Raw genomic sequence first — 14599 nt, 5'->3', positions numbered from 1 at the left:
CCTATAGCGCGTCCGTGCCGCGCTCGCCGGTCCGTACCCGGATCACGGTCTCGACCGGCGTCACCCACACCTTGCCGTCACCGATCTTGCCGGTGTGCGCGGCGGTGGTGATCGCGTCGAGGACCTTCTCCACGCCCCCGTCGTCGGTCACGACCTCGATCTTGATCTTGGCCACGAAGTCCACCGAGTACTCCGCGCCGCGGTAGACCTCGGTGTGGCCCTTCTGCCGGCCGTAGCCCTGCACCTCGGTGACGGTCATGCCGAGCACGCCCAGCTGCTCCAGCGACGAGCGGACGTCGTCGAGCGTGAACGGCTTGACGATCGCGGTGATCAGCTTCATGCCTTCGTCTCCTCGAGTTTCGTGGCCGCGTTGCCCGTGGCGGTCTTCGTCGGGATGCCCGAGCCGGCGCCGAAGCCGCCGCCCATCCCGCTGAAGTCGTAGGCGCTTTCCGCGTGCTGCGCCTCGTCGATGCCACTGACCTCGTCCTCCGTGCTGACCCGGAAGCCGCCGGCCTTCTTGATGATGAAGCCGATGATCAGGGTAAGGACGAACGAGTACGCGAGCACCGCCAGCGCGGCGACGGCCTGACGGCCCAGCTGGGTGAACCCGCCGCCGTAGAACAGGCCGTCGGCCCCGGCGGAGTTGACGCTGGTGGTGGCGAAGAAGCCGATCAGGATCGTGCCGACCAGGCCGCCGACCAGGTGCACGCCCACCACGTCGAGCGAGTCGTCGAAGCCGAAGCGGTACTTGAGCGAGACCGCCAGCGCGCACAGCAGCCCGGCGATCAGGCCGATCGCGATGGCCCCGAGCGGGCTCACGAAACCACACGCCGGGGTGATGGCGACCAGGCCGGCGACGGCGCCCGAGGCGGCGCCCAGCGTGGTCGGCTTGCCGAACTTGAGCTGCTCCACCACGAGCCAGCCGAGCACGGCGGCGGCGGTGGCGACGGTGGTGTTGGTGAACGCGACCGCGGCGAGGTCGTTCGCGGCCAGCGCGGAGCCGGCGTTGAAGCCGTACCAGCCGAACCACAGCAGGCTGGCGCCGAGCAGCACGAACGGCACGTTGTGCGGGCGCCCGGTGTCCTTCGGCCAGCCCTTGCGCTTGCCGAGCACGATCGCCAGCGCCAGTCCGGCCGCGCCGGCGTTGATGTGGACCGCGGTGCCGCCGGCGAAGTCGAGGGCCTTGAGCTGGTTGGCGATCCAGCCGCCGGCCGCGTTCGGCCCCATGAAGCCGTTGAACGAGAACACCCAGTGCGCCACCGGGAAGTACACGACGGCGACCCAGATGACCACGAACAGGGTCCAGCCCCAGAACTTCGCGCGGTCGGCGATCGCGCCGGAGATCAGCGCGGGGGTGATGATCGCGAACATCAGCTGGAACATGGCGAACGCCAGCACCGGCAGCGCGTCCGGGCCGGGCCACGGCACCGCGGGCGGGCCGCTACTGGCCAGCCCGGCCAGCTTGCCGACGGTGTCGGCCATGCCCGCCAGGTCGAAGTTGCCGACCAGGCCGCCGAACGCGTCGTTGCCGAAGGCCATCGAGAAGCCGAAGAGGACCCACAACACCCCCACGACCGCCAGCGCGATGAAGTTCATCATCAGCATGTTCAAAACGCTCTTCGCGCGGACCATCCCGCCGTAGAAGAACGCCAGTCCCGGTGTCATGAGCATGACCAGCGCGGCGCTGGCCAATACCCATGCGGTGTCTCCTGCGTTCAGCACATCGTCCTCCCGTGCCCTGGGGTTACTGCCCGGGAAGTTTTGGACTCCGGTGTTTCACGAGGCGGCAGCTGAGGTTTCGCGTGCGTGAACTGTCGGGTCGGACTTGTTACGGGCAGGTTTCCGGTCGCCTGGGCTGAAGTGTCCGGTTGCGAAACGTCGTGGTCGAATAGCCCCATGACCTCCGCCCGGCCCGGAAATGACCCACTGCCACCCCGGGTCGTGCGCGCACTGCGGTGTTCGGTGTGCGGCCGCCCGGTCGGGCTAACGGATCGCACGCTGCGTTGCGGTTCCGGCCACTCTTTTGATCTAGCCAGACAGGGTTACGTGAACCTGTTGCACGCGCGCATTCCGGCCGGCACCGCCGACACGGCGCCGATGGTCGAGGCCCGCGCCGCGTTCCTTTCTTCCGGGGCGTACGCGCCGCTCGAAAACGAGCTTTCGCGGGTGGTTTCGGGGACCGCCGGACTCGTCGTCGACGCGGGCGCCGGGCCCGGCCACTACCTCTCGCGAGTGCTCGAAGCGGCGCCCGAAGCGGCCGGGCTCGCGCTGGACGTCTCGGCCATCGCGCTCCGGCGGGCCGCGCGGGCGCACCCGCGGCTGGGCGCCGCGGTGTGGAACCTGTGGGAGCCGTGGCCGGTGGGCGACGGCGTCGCGTCGGTGGTCCTCGACGTCTTCTCCCCGCGCAACGCCGCCGAGTTCCGCCGGGTCCTCGAGCCCGGCGGGCGGCTGGTGGTGGCCGCGCCGCTGCCCGGGCACCTGGCCGAGCTGGGCGATCTGGTGCTGTCGGTGGACGAGCGGAAGGAAGAGCGCCTGGAAACGGCGCTCGGGGACCACTTCACGCGGGTCAGCCGGGCCGACGTGGTGCACACGGCGCCGTTCACCGCCCGGCAGGTGCACGACGTCGTGGCCATGGGCCCGGCCGGCTTCCACCTCGACCGTGACGACCGCCGTTCCCGCCTGCTGGCCGCCGAGGGCCGCGACGTGACGCTCGCCGTCGGCGTCAGCGTGTGGCGTAGGAAGGACGCGTGACCTCCGCTTCGCTGCTGGCTGACGCTTCGTGGGTGCGCGCCCGCGTCGACAGCGCAGCGAAGCTGTACGGCCACGCGCCGGCCGACGTGCTCGGCACGATCTGGTGGTACTCGTTGTCTTCGGTACTGGTGGCGCCGACGCTGGAATCCCTCGCCGCGGAGGTGCTCGACCCGTCGCTGGACGCCGTGGAGCTGGACCTGACGGCGGACGGCCGGTTCCTCGGCGCCAGCTCGCGACGGCCGTTGCGCGGCCCGCTCGGGCCGGCCTTCGCCGATTCACTCGGCACGGCCATCGCGACGATCGCCTCGGTCACCTCCGCGAACCCCCGGGCGTTGGGCGCCATCGCGACGGACTCGATCGCCAACCGGCTTCTCTGGGCTTCAGCGCCGGAACGCGCGGAGGAGGTCGTGGCTTCCATCGGGCTCGGCCTGCCGCGCCCCCGCTACGTGACTGTCGGACGGACGCTCGCCGTGAAGCGCGCGTCGTGCTGCCTGATCTACGAAGTGGGCAACCCGAAGTGCGTCAGCTGCCCGCGTCAGAAGCCTGAAGAACGCGAAGCCCGGCTTCGGGCGGCGCTGGGCTGACGCCAGAAAGCTCGGCCACCCTTCGGGAAAGATGGCCCCGCCCCGGCCCGGTGGGTAGCGTGGCCGGCGATGAGTGAACGCACCTGGGGCTTCCGCACCCGCGCCCTGCACGCGGGCGGCACGCCCGACCCCGCGACCGGCGCCCGCGCCGTGCCGATCTACCAGACGACCAGCTTCGTGTTCGAGGACGCGGCCGACGCCGCCAACCTGTTCGCGCTGCAGAAGTACGGGAACGTCTACAGCCGCATCGGGAATCCGACCGTGGCGGCGTTCGAGGAGCGGATCGCCAGCCTCGAGGGCGCGATCGGCGGCGTCGCGACGGCCAGCGGGCAGGCCGCGGAGTTCCTGACGTTCACCGCGCTGGCCGAGGCGGGCGAGCACATCGTTTCGGCGAGCGGGCTGTACGGCGGGACGGTCACGCAGCTGACCGGCACGCTCGCTCGGTTCGGCGTCGAGACGACCTTCGTGCGCGGCGGCATCGAGGACTACGCCGCGGCCGTCACGGACAAGACCCGGCTGATCTACACCGAGGTGATCGGCAACCCGAGCGGCGAGATCGCCGACCTCGCGGCGCTGGCGGACCTCGCGCACTCCCACGGCATCCCGCTGGTGGTCGACGCGACGCTGGCCACGCCGTACCTCTGCCGCCCGATCGAGCACGGCGCGGACATCGTGCTGCACTCGGCGACGAAATTCCTCGGCGGGCACGGCACCACCCTCGGCGGCGTGGTCGTCGAGGCGGGCACTTTCAACTGGGGCAACGGCAAGTTCCCGCGGATGACCGAGACCGTCGAGTCGTACGGCGGTCTCAAGTACTGGGAGAACTTCGGCGAGTACGCCTTCTGCACGCGGCTTCGCGCCGAGCAGCTGCGAGACATCGGCGCCGTGCTGTCGCCGCACTCCGCGTTCCTGCTGCTTCAGGGCGTCGAGACCTTGCCGCAACGGATGGACGCGCACGTGGCGAACGCGCGCGCCGTCGCCGAGTACCTGAAGGCCGACCCGCGGGTGGCGTGGGTCGGGTACGCCGGGCTGCCGGATCACCCGCAGCACGAGCTGGCCGCGAAGTACCTGCCCGCGGGCCCGGGCGCGGTGTTCTCCTTCGGCGTGAACGGCGGACGCGCGGCGGGCGAGAAGTTCGTCGAGTCGGTCGAGCTGCTGTCGCACCTGGCGAACGTCGGCGACGCGCGCACGCTGGTCATCCACCCCGCGTCCACCACGCACGCGCAGCTGTCCGACGACCAGCTCGCGGCGGCCGGCGTCGGCCCGGACCTGATCCGGCTTTCGGTGGGGCTGGAGGACGTCGACGACATCCTCTGGGACCTGGACCAGGCACTCGACAAGGCGGTGGCGTCATGACTCACGAGGTCGGTGCCGTCGAGCGGCGGCGCATCCTCGGCCGCACGCGCTCGGTGACGGTCGTGGGCGCGTCCGCGAACCCCGCGCGCCCGAGCTTCTTCGTGGCCACCTATCTGCTTTCGTCCACGCGGTACGAGGTCAACTTCGTCAACCCGCGCCTCGACACGCTGCTGGGGCGGCCCGTGTACCCGTCGCTGAAGGACGTGCCGGGCGGGGTCGACCTGATCAGCGTGTTCCGCAAGCACGACGACCTGCCGTCGGTGGCCGACGAGGCGATCGACGCCGGCGCGCGGACCCTGTGGCTCCAGCTGGGCCTCTGGCACGAGCCGGTCGCCGACCACGCCCGCGCGGCAGGCCTGGACGTCGTCATGAACCGCTGCGTGAAGATCGAGCACGCCCGCTTCGCCGGCGGCTTGCACCTCGCCGGCTTCAACACGGGCGTGATCAGCTCGCGGCGCCAGTCGGCCCCGTAACGGCGCTGGTCCGGGCCGTGAGAGGCTGGCCGTATGGCTAAACCCTCCGGGCTGCAGATCAGGAACATCATCGCCGCCGTGCTGATGGCGGCGGCGTTCGTGTGGAACCTGGTGATCGGCGGGCCGTGGTGGGTCACCGCGATCGTCGGGGTGGCCTGCCTGCTGTCTTCGTTCTCGGCCTACCTGAACCGGCCCAGTGCCCGGCCGTGAGCCGGTCCGCCCCGCTGCTTGAACGGGGCGAACCGGACCGTCCTCAGCCCGCGGTCTCCTGGAACCGCGTGGTCACCGCTTCCCGGCCGCGCTTGGTCAGCTCGCCGAACAGCCGCAGGCGCGCCAGCCCGCCGTCCGGGTGGATGTCGAGGCGGACCTCCGTCACCTGCGGCCCGTCGTCCGGCAACGCGAAGCGGTGGCGGGTGTCCGGCTGCAGGCGGGTGCGCGGCAGCAGCGGCACCCACTCCCCCTCGTCCAGGCGGCCGCTCACCGACGCCCAGCCCGGCGCGTTGCCCTTGAGGTTGCTGGTGTCCAGCTCGGCGAAGCGGACGATCCCGGCGCCGGCCAGGCGGACCGTCGCCCAGTCGTTGCCGTCGTCGCGGCGGCGCGCGGTCTCCCAGCCCTCCGCCTGGTGGGCGGCCAGCCCGGGCGAGAGCATGTTGTTCGGCGACGAGTAGAACATGTTGCTGCAGCCGGTCACGACCGCGCCGTTCTCCAGCGCCGCCAGGTCCAGCGAACGCGGGTCCAGCAGCGCCGGGTCCGGCACCGGCGAGCCGTGCACCCGCAGCCGCGCGACGCCGCCGTCCGGGTGCTGGGTCAGGCGGACGTGCGTGTACCGCCTCGGCGAGGACACCTTGTAGAAGTTCTCCGTGTGCCCCAGCGCGGGCGCCCGGTCGACGAGCGTCTCCCAGTCCGCCCCGGCCAGCTCCGCCGCGCTCGGGTAACCCGGCACCGCCGTCGCCTCCACCGAGACGAACGGCGGGTAGTTGCCCTTGAAGAACGCCGTGTCCACCACGACGCCGGACACCACCCCGCCCAGGCCGAGCCGCAGGACCGCCTGGTCGTCACCGGGCTCGCGGTGCCGCCGCGTCTCCCAGCCGTCGTAGACCTGCCCCTTCGGGCCGAAGGTCTCGGCGCTGTGCGCGGGCTTCCACGGGTTGACGAGGTTCTCCTTCTCGGCGAACAGCTCGTCACTCGCCCACATCACCGTGCCACCGAACCGGCGCGAGGCCAGGTCCGGCTGGGCGGTCCACTCAGGACGGTCGTCCGACACGTTCTCCTCCATTTCAGCAGTTCCCCCTCGTCAGCAGTGCGCCACGCGGTTCGTCGCCGGTCACCCGCGAACCACGCAGCCAGGTGCTCCGCACGACCCCGGCGAGCGGCCGCTGGTCGTAGGCGCTCACCGGGTTGCGGTGCTTGAGTTTCGCGACGTCCACGACGAACGCCTCGTCCGGCGCGAACACGCAGAAGTCCGCGTCGTAGCCGACGGCGAGGTGGCCCTTGCGAGTCATCCCCACCTGCGCCGCGGGCCGCTCGGCCATCCACCGGACGACGTCGGCGAGCGAGAAGCCCCGCTGCCGCGCCTGCGTCCAGATCGCCGGCAAGCCCAGCTGCAGGCTGGAAATCCCGCCCCAGGCGAGGCCGAAATCACCGGTGTCGAAGCGTTTCAGCTCCGGCGTGCACGGCGAGTGGTCACTGACGATCGTGTCGATCACCCCGTCGGCGAGGCCCTGCCACAGCAGCTCGCGGTTGGCCGCCTCGCGGATCGGCGGGCAGCACTTGAACTGCGTGGCGCCGTCGCGGATCTCCTCCGCGGTGAAGCTCAGGTAGTGCGGGCAGGTCTCCACCGACAGCGGCAGGCCTTCCGCGCGCGCGGACGCGATCAGCGGCAAGGCGTCCGAAGAGGACAGATGCAGCACGTGCGCGCGGGCGCCGGTCCTCCGGGCCGCCTCGATCACGTGCGTGATGGCCAGGTTCTCCGCGCCGCGCGGGCGGGAGCCGAGGAAGTCCCGGTACTTCTCGCCGTGCGGATCGGGCGCCGACTCGATCGCGTGCGAGTCCTCGGCGTGCACGATCATCAGCGCGTCGAACGTGGCCAGCTCGCGCAACGCTCCTTCCAGCCCGGCGGCGTCGAGCGGCGGGAACTCGTCGACGCCGGAGTGCAGCAGGAAGCACTTGAAGCCGAACACCCCCGCGTCGTGCAGCTCGCGCAGGTCGCCGGTGTTGCCGGGGATCGCGCCGCCCCAGAAGCCGACGTCGACGTGCACCCGCCCGCCGGCCGCCTTGCGCTTGACCTCCAGCGCGGCCGCGTCGACGGTCGGGGGCAGGCTGTTGAGCGGCATGTCCACGATCGTGGTGACCCCGCCGGCGGCGGCCGCGCGGGTCGCCGTCTCGAAGCCCTCCCACTCGGCGCGGCCGGGGTCGTTCACGTGCACGTGGGTGTCCACCAGGCCCGGGAGCAGGACCTCGTCCTCGCCCAGCTCGAGGACTGTGTCTCCGGGCAGGTCCGCCAATCCGGGCTCCACGGCGACGATCCGGCCTCCGTCGACACCGATCGTCGCGGGGCCTTCGGCTCCTTGCCCCGTCACCGCCCGTGCGGCGCGCACCACGAGGTCCATCTGCGGGCACACTCCTCACGCCCGCCGGAATCCGGCAGGCAATTTCACGCTACGGAAAGTCTGTTTCGCCAACCGAGATTAACCACGCGGTTCGTCCCTCGTCAACGTCACGCCGTCCACGTTACGGTCAGCAAGTGGAGCTAGAAGCGGAGTTCACCAGCGAACCGTTCCAGGGTGAGGGCGCCCCGCCGGAGCACGCCCTGCGCGCCCGGGACGCGGCCAGGGAAGCCGGGCTGGACACCGATTTCGGCCCGCTCGGCACCCTCGCCCGCGGTGACGCCGACCAGCTCTTCCAGGCCCTCCCGTCGATCGCGAAAGCCGCGCTGGAAGGCGGCGCCACCCGCGTGACGCTGCAACTGCGCCGCATGGACGAGCACGAGCCCCCACCCCCGGTCGAGCTGAACAGCGCGCTGTCCCGCCTGATCGCCGACGTCGAGCGCGAACTGGGCGCGAAGCTCGGCGATCTGGAGCGCCCGGACAAGCAACGAGCGGTGCGGCTATTGCGCGAGCGCGGGGCTTTCAGCCTGCGGAAATCGGTGTCCGCGGTCGCCGAAGCGCTGGGGGTCACGCGGTTCACGGTTTACAACTATCTCAACCGCGAAGTGGACTGACCAGCGCGTTCAACAAAATGTTGACGGCCGGCCACCCGCGCCGTACGGTCGGCTGACCACCTGCTCCCCCGCTGTGAGGAGATCCCGTTGCCACTCGCTCTCGCCGAGTTCAACATCGCCGGAGCCGCCGAGGTGCGGCCGGCACTGACGGCCTGCCTGGCTGTGCCGCGGTGGGTCGACGCCGTGCTCGGCGGGCGGCCGTATCCGCGCTTCGACGCGTTGCTCGAGGCTGCCGCGAGTGCCACGCCGCTGCGTCGTGACGAGGTCCGTGAGGCGATCGCCGCCCATCCGCGGATCGGGGAAAAGCCCAAGGGCACCGGGGAAGACGCCGGGTGGTCCCGCGGCGAACAGTCCGGTGTGGACAATGCGGACGAGTTCGCCGCCGCGAACGCCGATTACGAACGGCGGTTCGGCCACGTCTTCCTGGTCTGCGCCGCCGGCCGCAGCGGCGCCGAGCTGCTCGCGAACCTGCGCTCGCGGCTGGGCAACGACCCCGAGACCGAGCTGGACGTCGCCGGCGCCGAGCTGGCCAAGATCGCGCAGCTGCGCCTGCAGAAGGCAGTCACTGCATGAGCCTCGTGACCACCCACGTCCTCGACACCGCCGCCGGCAAGCCCGCCGCGGGCATCCCGGTGCGGTTCGAACGCGGCGACGGCAGCCCGATCGCCGACGGCGTGACCGACGAAGACGGCCGCATCCGCGACCTCGGCCCGGAAACCCTCGACCCCGGCGTCTACCGGCTGATCTTCGACACCGGCGCGTACCTCGGGCCGGACGCGTTCTTCCCCGACGTCACCCTCGCCTTCCGGATCACCGACGGCACCGCGCACCACCACGTGCCGGTGCTGCTGAGCCCGTTCGCCTACTCGACCTACCGTGGCAGCTGAAGGGAACCTGACGTGGGAATCTCCTTGGGCCCCAACCAGTACGGCAAAGCCGAGGTCCGGCTGGTCACCGTGCGCCGCGAAGGCGCCGTGCACCACCTGCGCGACCTCACCGTCTCCACCGCGCTGCGCGGCGAACTCGAGGCGACGCACCTGACCGGCGACAACAGCGCCGTGCTGGCCACCGACACGCAGAAGAACACCGTGTACGCGTTCGCCAAGCAGCAGGACGTCGGCGAGATCGAGGACTTCGCGCTGCGGCTGGGCCGGCATTTCGTGGACACCCAGGAGAAGATCACCACCGCCCGCATCACGATCGCCGAACACGGCTGGGAGCGCATCCCGGTCGGCGGCGCGCCGCACGATCACGCGTTCAGCCGATCCGGCGGCGAAAGCCGCACCACCACCGTCACGGTGCACGGCGACCGCGCCTGGGTGGTGTCCGGTGTGGACGGTCTGACCGTGCTCAAGTCCACCGGCTCGGAGTTCCACGGCTTCCCCCGCGAGGAATACACCACGCTGGCGGAGACCGACGACCGCATCCTCGCCACCGCCGTCACCGCGCGGTGGCGTTATCAGGGCAGTACCGACATCGATTGGGCCAAGAGCCATCAGGAGATCCGGCGGACGCTGCTCGAGGCGTTCGCCACGAAACACAGCCTTTCGTTGCAGCAGACCCTGTACACGATGGGCGAAGCCGTGCTGCTCGCGCGGCCGGAGGTCGCCGAGGTCCGGCTTTCCCTGCCGAACAAACACCATTTCCTCGTCGACCTGAGCCCGTTCGGCCTCGAGAACCACAACGAGGTGTTCTACGCCGCCGACCGACCGTACGGCCTCATCGAAGGCACCGTGGTCCGCGACGAAGCCGAAGAGCCCGGCCCGGCCTGGACCGAAGCCGTGCTCTAACCCCCGTCCCCACCGGGAGAGCGCATGTCCGAACGCCCGGATCACCCCTCAAATCATCCCGTCGACGCGCGGCCGCCGTTGCCGCAGCTCGTGCTCGGCGGCATTCAGCACGTCGCGGCCATGTACGCCGGCGTCGTGGCGCCACCGCTCGTGATCGGCGCCGCCGTCGGGCTCAGCCCGGGGCAGCTCAGCCTGCTGATCAGTGCCTCGCTGTTCACGGCGGGGCTGGCCACCCTGCTCCAAACCCTCGGCCTCTGGCGCTTCGGCGCGCGGCTGCCGCTGGTCAACGGCGTCACGTTCGCCTCCGTCGCGCCGATCCTGGCGATCGCCGAGCAGCACAAGTCCGGCGGCGCGCTGGGCGTGGTCTACGGCGCGACGCTCGTCGGCGGCCTTTTCGTGGTGCTGGCGGCGCCGTTCTTCTCGAAGCTGACGCGGTTCTTCCCGCCCGTGGTGACGGGCACGGTGATCACGCTGATCGGCGTCTCGCTGCTGCCCGTGGCCGTGCAGTGGATCTCGGCGCAGCGGCCCTCGGCGCGGCCGTCCGGGCTGCTGCTGGCGGGCGTCACCTTGCTGGCGGTGCTGGTCTTCACCCGCTTCCTGTCCGGTTTCTGGAGCCGCATCGCGCTGCTGCTCGGGCTGGTCGCGGGCACGCTCGTGGCGTGGCCGCTGGGCGAAGTCGACACCTCGACGCTGAAGCAGGCGCCGGTGTTCGGCATCGTGACGCCGTTCCACTTCGGGGCGCCGGTGTTCGACGTGGCGGCGATCGTCTCGATGGCCATCGTGATGCTCGTGGTGATGGCCGAGAGCACCGCGGACCTGCTGGCGCTGGGCGAGATCGTCGGGCGGCCGACCACCGGCCGGACGCTCGCCGACGGCCTCCGCGCGGACGGGCTGGCCACCGCGGTCAGCACGGTCTTCGGCGGCTTCGCGTGCACGGCGTTCGCGCAGAACATCGGGCTGGTTTCGCTGACGCGCATGGTGAGCCGGTACGTCGTCGCGGCCAGCGGCGTGGTGCTGGTGGTGCTCGGGGTGCTGCCGGTGACCGGCGGGGTCATCGCGCTGGTGCCACAGCCCGTGCTCGGCGGGGCGGGGCTGGTGCTGTTCGGCAGCGTCGCGGTGAGCGGGGTGCGCACGCTGGCGAAGGCGTCGTTCGAGCATCCGGCCAACGTCGCGATCGTCGCCGCTTCGCTGGGCATCGGGCTGATCCCGATCGCGCTGCCGGACTTCTACTCGGGTTTCCCGGCCGCGCTGCAGGTGGTGCTGAACTCGGGCATCAGCGCGGGCTGCCTGACCGCCGTGGTGCTCAACCTGGCCTTCGGCGAGCGCTTGATAGAACGCTCTAGCGCGAAAGAGCTATCCTCGGTTTCGTGACAGGGACGAAGGACCGCATCCTGGCCGCCGGGGCCGAGCTGTTCCGGCAGGGCGGCTACGCCGGCACCGGCGTGAAGCAGATCGTCGAGGCGGCGGGCGCGCCGTTCGGCTCGTTGTACCACTTCTTCCCCGGCGGGAAGGAGCAGCTCGGCGAAGAGGTCGTGCGCAGCTCGGGAATGCAGTACATCGCGCTGTTCGACCTCTTCGTCAAGCCGGAGGCGGGCCTGGTCGACTGCATCGAGGCGTTTTTCGCCGCCGGCGTCACCTCGCTGCTGGAGACGGACTACGTCGAGGGCTGCCCGATCGCGACCGTCGCGCTGGAAGTGGCCACCACCAACGAAACCCTCCGCCAGGCGACGGCCGACGTCTTCACCGCGTGGATCGACGCGGGCACCGAGCGGCTCGAGAAGTTCGGCCTGCCGCGCGAATCCGCCCGCACGCTGACCATCACCCTGATCACCAGCCTGGAGGGCGCCTTCGTGCTGGCCCGCTCGATGCGTTCGACCGAGCCGATGGCCGTCGCGGGCACCGCCGTGGTCGACGTCGCCCGGCGGCTGCTGGCGGAGCTGGGCTGATACTGGCTTCAGCCGCCGTCGGCCGGCGTTCGCCCCGACAGGGCGAAGACGGTTCGGAGGACGTTCGAATCGCCCCGGAACCCGCCGGCGGCGACCGCCTGCTCGACACTGATCGCTCCCGCGGCGAGACCGACGACCACGTCGGGAGCGGCAGTGAACACCGAGGCCGGCTCCCGATCGGGCAGGAATGTGCTCGGACCGTCTCGTCAATCCTCAGGACCATGCGGAAACCGTCCGTCTCGATGCCGAGTTCGACGGGCGGCGAGGCGGTCGCGCCGCGGAGGAGGGCAGGCAGCGCGAGGGTCAGCCAGCGCGGCTGGAAGGCGTCGTCGCCCTGGCCGGTCGCCAGCAGCGGCACACCCCACCGGCCGAGCGCCTCCATCGGCTCTCGCAGCCCCGCCCCCCACGAGGTGAGGGTGTAGACGACCCCCTCCTCCCCGAGACGACGTTCGACGATCCCGTTCGCCTCCATGGCTTTCAGCCGCTCGGACAGGAGATTCGTCGCGATGCCCTCGAGCGACTTCTTCAGCTCGGTGTACCGCATCGGACCCCGCGGTCCTACGAGAGGGGATTGACGTGGAGCTGAGCATCAGCTGGCCGGCCGTGGCGGCCGCGTTCGTGGTCGGAATGGCGATCGCTTGGATTTGGTACAGCGACTGGGGGCTGGCCGGCTGGGTCTGGCGGAAGCTGACCGGAGTGACCGAAGAGGACTCCGCGAGGGGCGGCAAGGGCCCGTTCGTTGTCCTGGTGGTGTCGCGCCTATCAGCTCGTGCTGTTCCTGGGCATGGCGATCCCGATCGGGTTGCTGCAGTAGTCAGCGGTATTCCGGCTTCCATCGAGACTCGCGGATCAGCTGGGCCAGTTCGTCGTCCGAACGCTCAGGCGCGACGCCGTCCTTCACTGCCTGCACGGCAACAGCCGTGGCGATGCGCGTGGCGATCTCCGGGACGTCCTCCCACGCCGGGAGCAGCGGCTCGTCGGGGTCAGACAGGGCCGGGGAAGCCTCGCCGAGGGTTTTGGCGGCGACGCGCATCATCTCGTTCGTGACGCGGGTGGCGCGGGCGGCCGTGACGGCCAGGCCGATCGCCGGGAAGATGTAGACGTTGTTGCACTGCGCGACACGCCGCTTCTTCCCGTTGCGCTCCACCGGGGCGAACGGCGAGCCGGTGGCGACGAGCGCGCGGCCGTCGGTCCATTCGTCCAGCTCGTGCGGGTGTGCCTCGGCCCGGCTGGTGGGGTTGGACAGCGGGAAGATGATCGGCCGGTCGGTCTTGCCCGCCAGCTCGCGCACGATCTCCTCGGTGAACGCGCCCGCCGCCGTCGAAAGGCCGAGCAGCACGCCGACGTCGACCTGGTGCACGACGTCCGCCAGCTGCACCCCGGCCCAGCCCTCGACGCGGGCGGCCGGCTGGGCGAAGCGGCGCTGGCCGTCGGACAGGTCGGTGCGGTCGTCGGTGAGCAAGCCCTTGATGTCGACCACCCAGATCCGCGAGGCCGCTTCGGCGTCGGAAAGGCCCTGCGACACCATTTCCTGTCGGATCATCTCCAGCACGCCGATGCCGGCCGAGCCGGCGCCGAGCATCACCACCTGCTGCTCCGACAGCGGCCGCCCGGCGGTCTGGGCCGCGCCGTGCAGCGCGCCGAGCGCGACGGCGGCGGTGCCCTGGATGTCGTCGTTGAAGGTCAGCAGCCGGTCCCGGTAACGGTCGAGGATCGGCAACGCGTGGGTGGTCGCGAAGTCCTCCCACTGTAACAGCACGTCCGGCAGCTCCTCGCGCACGGCGGCGACGAACTCCTCGACGAACGCGTAGTACTCGTCGTCCCCGATGCGCCGGTGCCGCCAGCCGAGGTACTGCGGGTCCTCGCGCCGTTCGACGTTGTCCGTGCCCACATCCAGCACGATCGGCAGCGTGCGCGCGGGGTCGATGCCGCCGATCAGCGTGTACAGCGAAAGCTTGCCGATCGGGATGCCCATGCCGCCGATGCCCTGGTCGCCGAGGCCGAGGATGCGCTGCCCGTCGGTGACCACGATGACGTCGACCTCCCGCTCCGGCCGGTTGCGCAGCACCTCCCGCAGCTCCGCGCGGTCGGGGTAGGCGACGAACAGGCCGCGCGGGCGCCGGTAGATCTCGCTGAACCGCTGGCACGCCTCGCCGACCGTGGGCGTGTAGACGATCGGCATCATCTCTTCGATGTGCTCGCTGAGCAGCCGGTAGAACAGCGTTTCGTTGCGGTCCTGCAGGGCGCGCAGGTAGATGTGCTTGTCGAGGTCGTCGCGGCGGGTGGAGAACTCGTGGTAGGTGTGCTCGACCTGCTCGTCGATGGTCTTCTCGGCGATCGGCAGCAGCCCGAGCAGGCCCAGCTCGCGCCGCTCCTCGTGGGTGAAGGCCGTCCCCTTCGTCGTCAACGCGTCGAAGAGCCTCGCTCGTCCCTTGTGCGCCATGGCTTTCCCCGTCTGCTCCACATCGGACACCGACGG

The 14599-nt window shown here is 70.8% G+C and carries 17 protein-coding genes; 11 read left to right on the top strand and 6 right to left on the bottom strand.

The features are described from left to right. Position 1: 1 nt before the first annotated feature. Positions 2-340: a P-II family nitrogen regulator gene (locus tag BMY97_RS31060; protein ID WP_091623647.1), complete on the bottom strand. Its 339-nt coding sequence runs from the start codon at positions 338-340 to the stop codon at positions 2-4. Then, positions 337-1722 (bottom strand): ammonium transporter, encoded by a 1386-nt coding sequence (locus tag BMY97_RS31055; RefSeq protein ID WP_177231623.1) that lies wholly within the window; start codon positions 1720-1722, stop codon positions 337-339. The genes BMY97_RS31060 and BMY97_RS31055 overlap by 4 nt, the downstream gene beginning before the upstream one ends. A 174-nt stretch (positions 1723-1896) precedes the next feature. On the opposite strand from BMY97_RS31055, the gene BMY97_RS31050 reads away from it, so the two are divergent. From BMY97_RS31050 to BMY97_RS47300, 5 genes are all read left to right on the top strand, one after another. Beyond that, positions 1897-2751, top strand: a complete 855-nt coding sequence (locus BMY97_RS31050; protein ID WP_342744065.1) for a putative RNA methyltransferase — start codon at positions 1897-1899, stop codon at positions 2749-2751. Continuing rightward, entirely contained in the window at positions 2748-3335 is a 588-nt protein-coding gene (locus tag BMY97_RS31045) for a (2Fe-2S)-binding protein (RefSeq protein ID WP_091623638.1), read from the top strand. Before BMY97_RS31050 ends, BMY97_RS31045 begins: the two co-directional genes overlap by 4 nt. A 69-nt stretch (positions 3336-3404) precedes the next feature. Then, a complete protein-coding gene (locus BMY97_RS31040) occupies positions 3405-4691 on the top strand; it encodes an O-acetylhomoserine aminocarboxypropyltransferase/cysteine synthase family protein (protein WP_091623636.1) in 1287 nt (428 codons plus the stop codon). Beyond that, a complete protein-coding gene (locus BMY97_RS31035) occupies positions 4688-5164 on the top strand; it encodes a CoA-binding protein (protein ID WP_091623633.1) in 477 nt (158 codons plus the stop codon). Before BMY97_RS31040 ends, BMY97_RS31035 begins: the two co-directional genes overlap by 4 nt. A 33-nt stretch (positions 5165-5197) precedes the next feature. Continuing rightward, a complete protein-coding gene (locus tag BMY97_RS47300) occupies positions 5198-5374 on the top strand; it encodes a hypothetical protein (protein ID WP_177231622.1) in 177 nt (58 codons plus the stop codon). 43 nt (positions 5375-5417) lie between these two features. On the opposite strand, the gene alc is transcribed toward BMY97_RS47300, so the two are convergent. Beyond that, on the bottom strand, positions 5418-6440 hold the full coding sequence (alc, locus tag BMY97_RS31030) for an allantoicase (protein WP_091623631.1): 1023 nt from the start codon (positions 6438-6440) through the stop codon (positions 5418-5420). A gap of 1 nt (position 6441) precedes the next feature. Further along, complete coding sequence (gene allB, locus BMY97_RS31025; RefSeq protein ID WP_091623628.1) at positions 6442-7773, bottom strand: allantoinase AllB; 1332 nt, start codon at positions 7771-7773, stop codon at positions 6442-6444. 134 nt (positions 7774-7907) lie between these two features. On the opposite strand from allB, the gene BMY97_RS31020 reads away from it, so the two are divergent. The 6 genes from BMY97_RS31020 to BMY97_RS30995 all read left to right on the top strand — a co-directional run bounded on the left by BMY97_RS31020 (position 7908) and on the right by BMY97_RS30995 (position 12120). Then, complete coding sequence (locus BMY97_RS31020) at positions 7908-8384, top strand: helix-turn-helix domain-containing protein (RefSeq protein WP_091623625.1); 477 nt, start codon at positions 7908-7910, stop codon at positions 8382-8384. Positions 8385-8471: 87 nt separating this feature from the next. Continuing rightward, complete coding sequence (gene uraD / locus BMY97_RS31015) at positions 8472-8957, top strand: 2-oxo-4-hydroxy-4-carboxy-5-ureidoimidazoline decarboxylase (RefSeq protein WP_091623623.1); 486 nt, start codon at positions 8472-8474, stop codon at positions 8955-8957. Next, positions 8954-9271, top strand: a complete 318-nt coding sequence (uraH, locus tag BMY97_RS31010; RefSeq protein ID WP_091623620.1) for a hydroxyisourate hydrolase — start codon at positions 8954-8956, stop codon at positions 9269-9271. The genes uraD and uraH overlap by 4 nt, the downstream gene beginning before the upstream one ends. 12 nt (positions 9272-9283) lie before the next feature. Further along, positions 9284-10174, top strand: coding sequence for a factor-independent urate hydroxylase (gene pucL / locus BMY97_RS31005; protein WP_091623617.1), 891 nt, complete (start codon positions 9284-9286; stop codon positions 10172-10174). A 24-nt stretch (positions 10175-10198) separates the two neighbouring features. After that, positions 10199-11545, top strand: a complete 1347-nt coding sequence (locus BMY97_RS31000; RefSeq protein WP_091623615.1) for a nucleobase:cation symporter-2 family protein — start codon at positions 10199-10201, stop codon at positions 11543-11545. After that, entirely contained in the window at positions 11542-12120 is a 579-nt protein-coding gene (locus BMY97_RS30995; RefSeq protein ID WP_245787588.1) for a TetR/AcrR family transcriptional regulator, read from the top strand. Before BMY97_RS31000 ends, BMY97_RS30995 begins: the two co-directional genes overlap by 4 nt. Here BMY97_RS30995 and BMY97_RS30990 read toward each other — a convergent pair. Continuing rightward, positions 12002-12664 (bottom strand): winged helix-turn-helix transcriptional regulator, encoded by a 663-nt coding sequence (locus BMY97_RS30990; RefSeq protein WP_218156920.1) that lies wholly within the window; start codon positions 12662-12664, stop codon positions 12002-12004. The genes BMY97_RS30995 and BMY97_RS30990 overlap by 119 nt on opposite strands. 270 nt (positions 12665-12934) lie before the next feature. Beyond that, a complete protein-coding gene (locus BMY97_RS30980) occupies positions 12935-14593 on the bottom strand; it encodes an NAD-dependent malic enzyme (protein ID WP_245787587.1) in 1659 nt (552 codons plus the stop codon). Positions 14594-14599 lie beyond the last annotated feature (6 nt).

Source organism: Amycolatopsis saalfeldensis, assembly GCF_900110575.1.
Taxonomy (GTDB): domain Bacteria; phylum Actinomycetota; class Actinomycetes; order Mycobacteriales; family Pseudonocardiaceae; genus Amycolatopsis; species Amycolatopsis saalfeldensis.
This window is presented reverse-complemented; position numbering and strand designations above follow the sequence as displayed.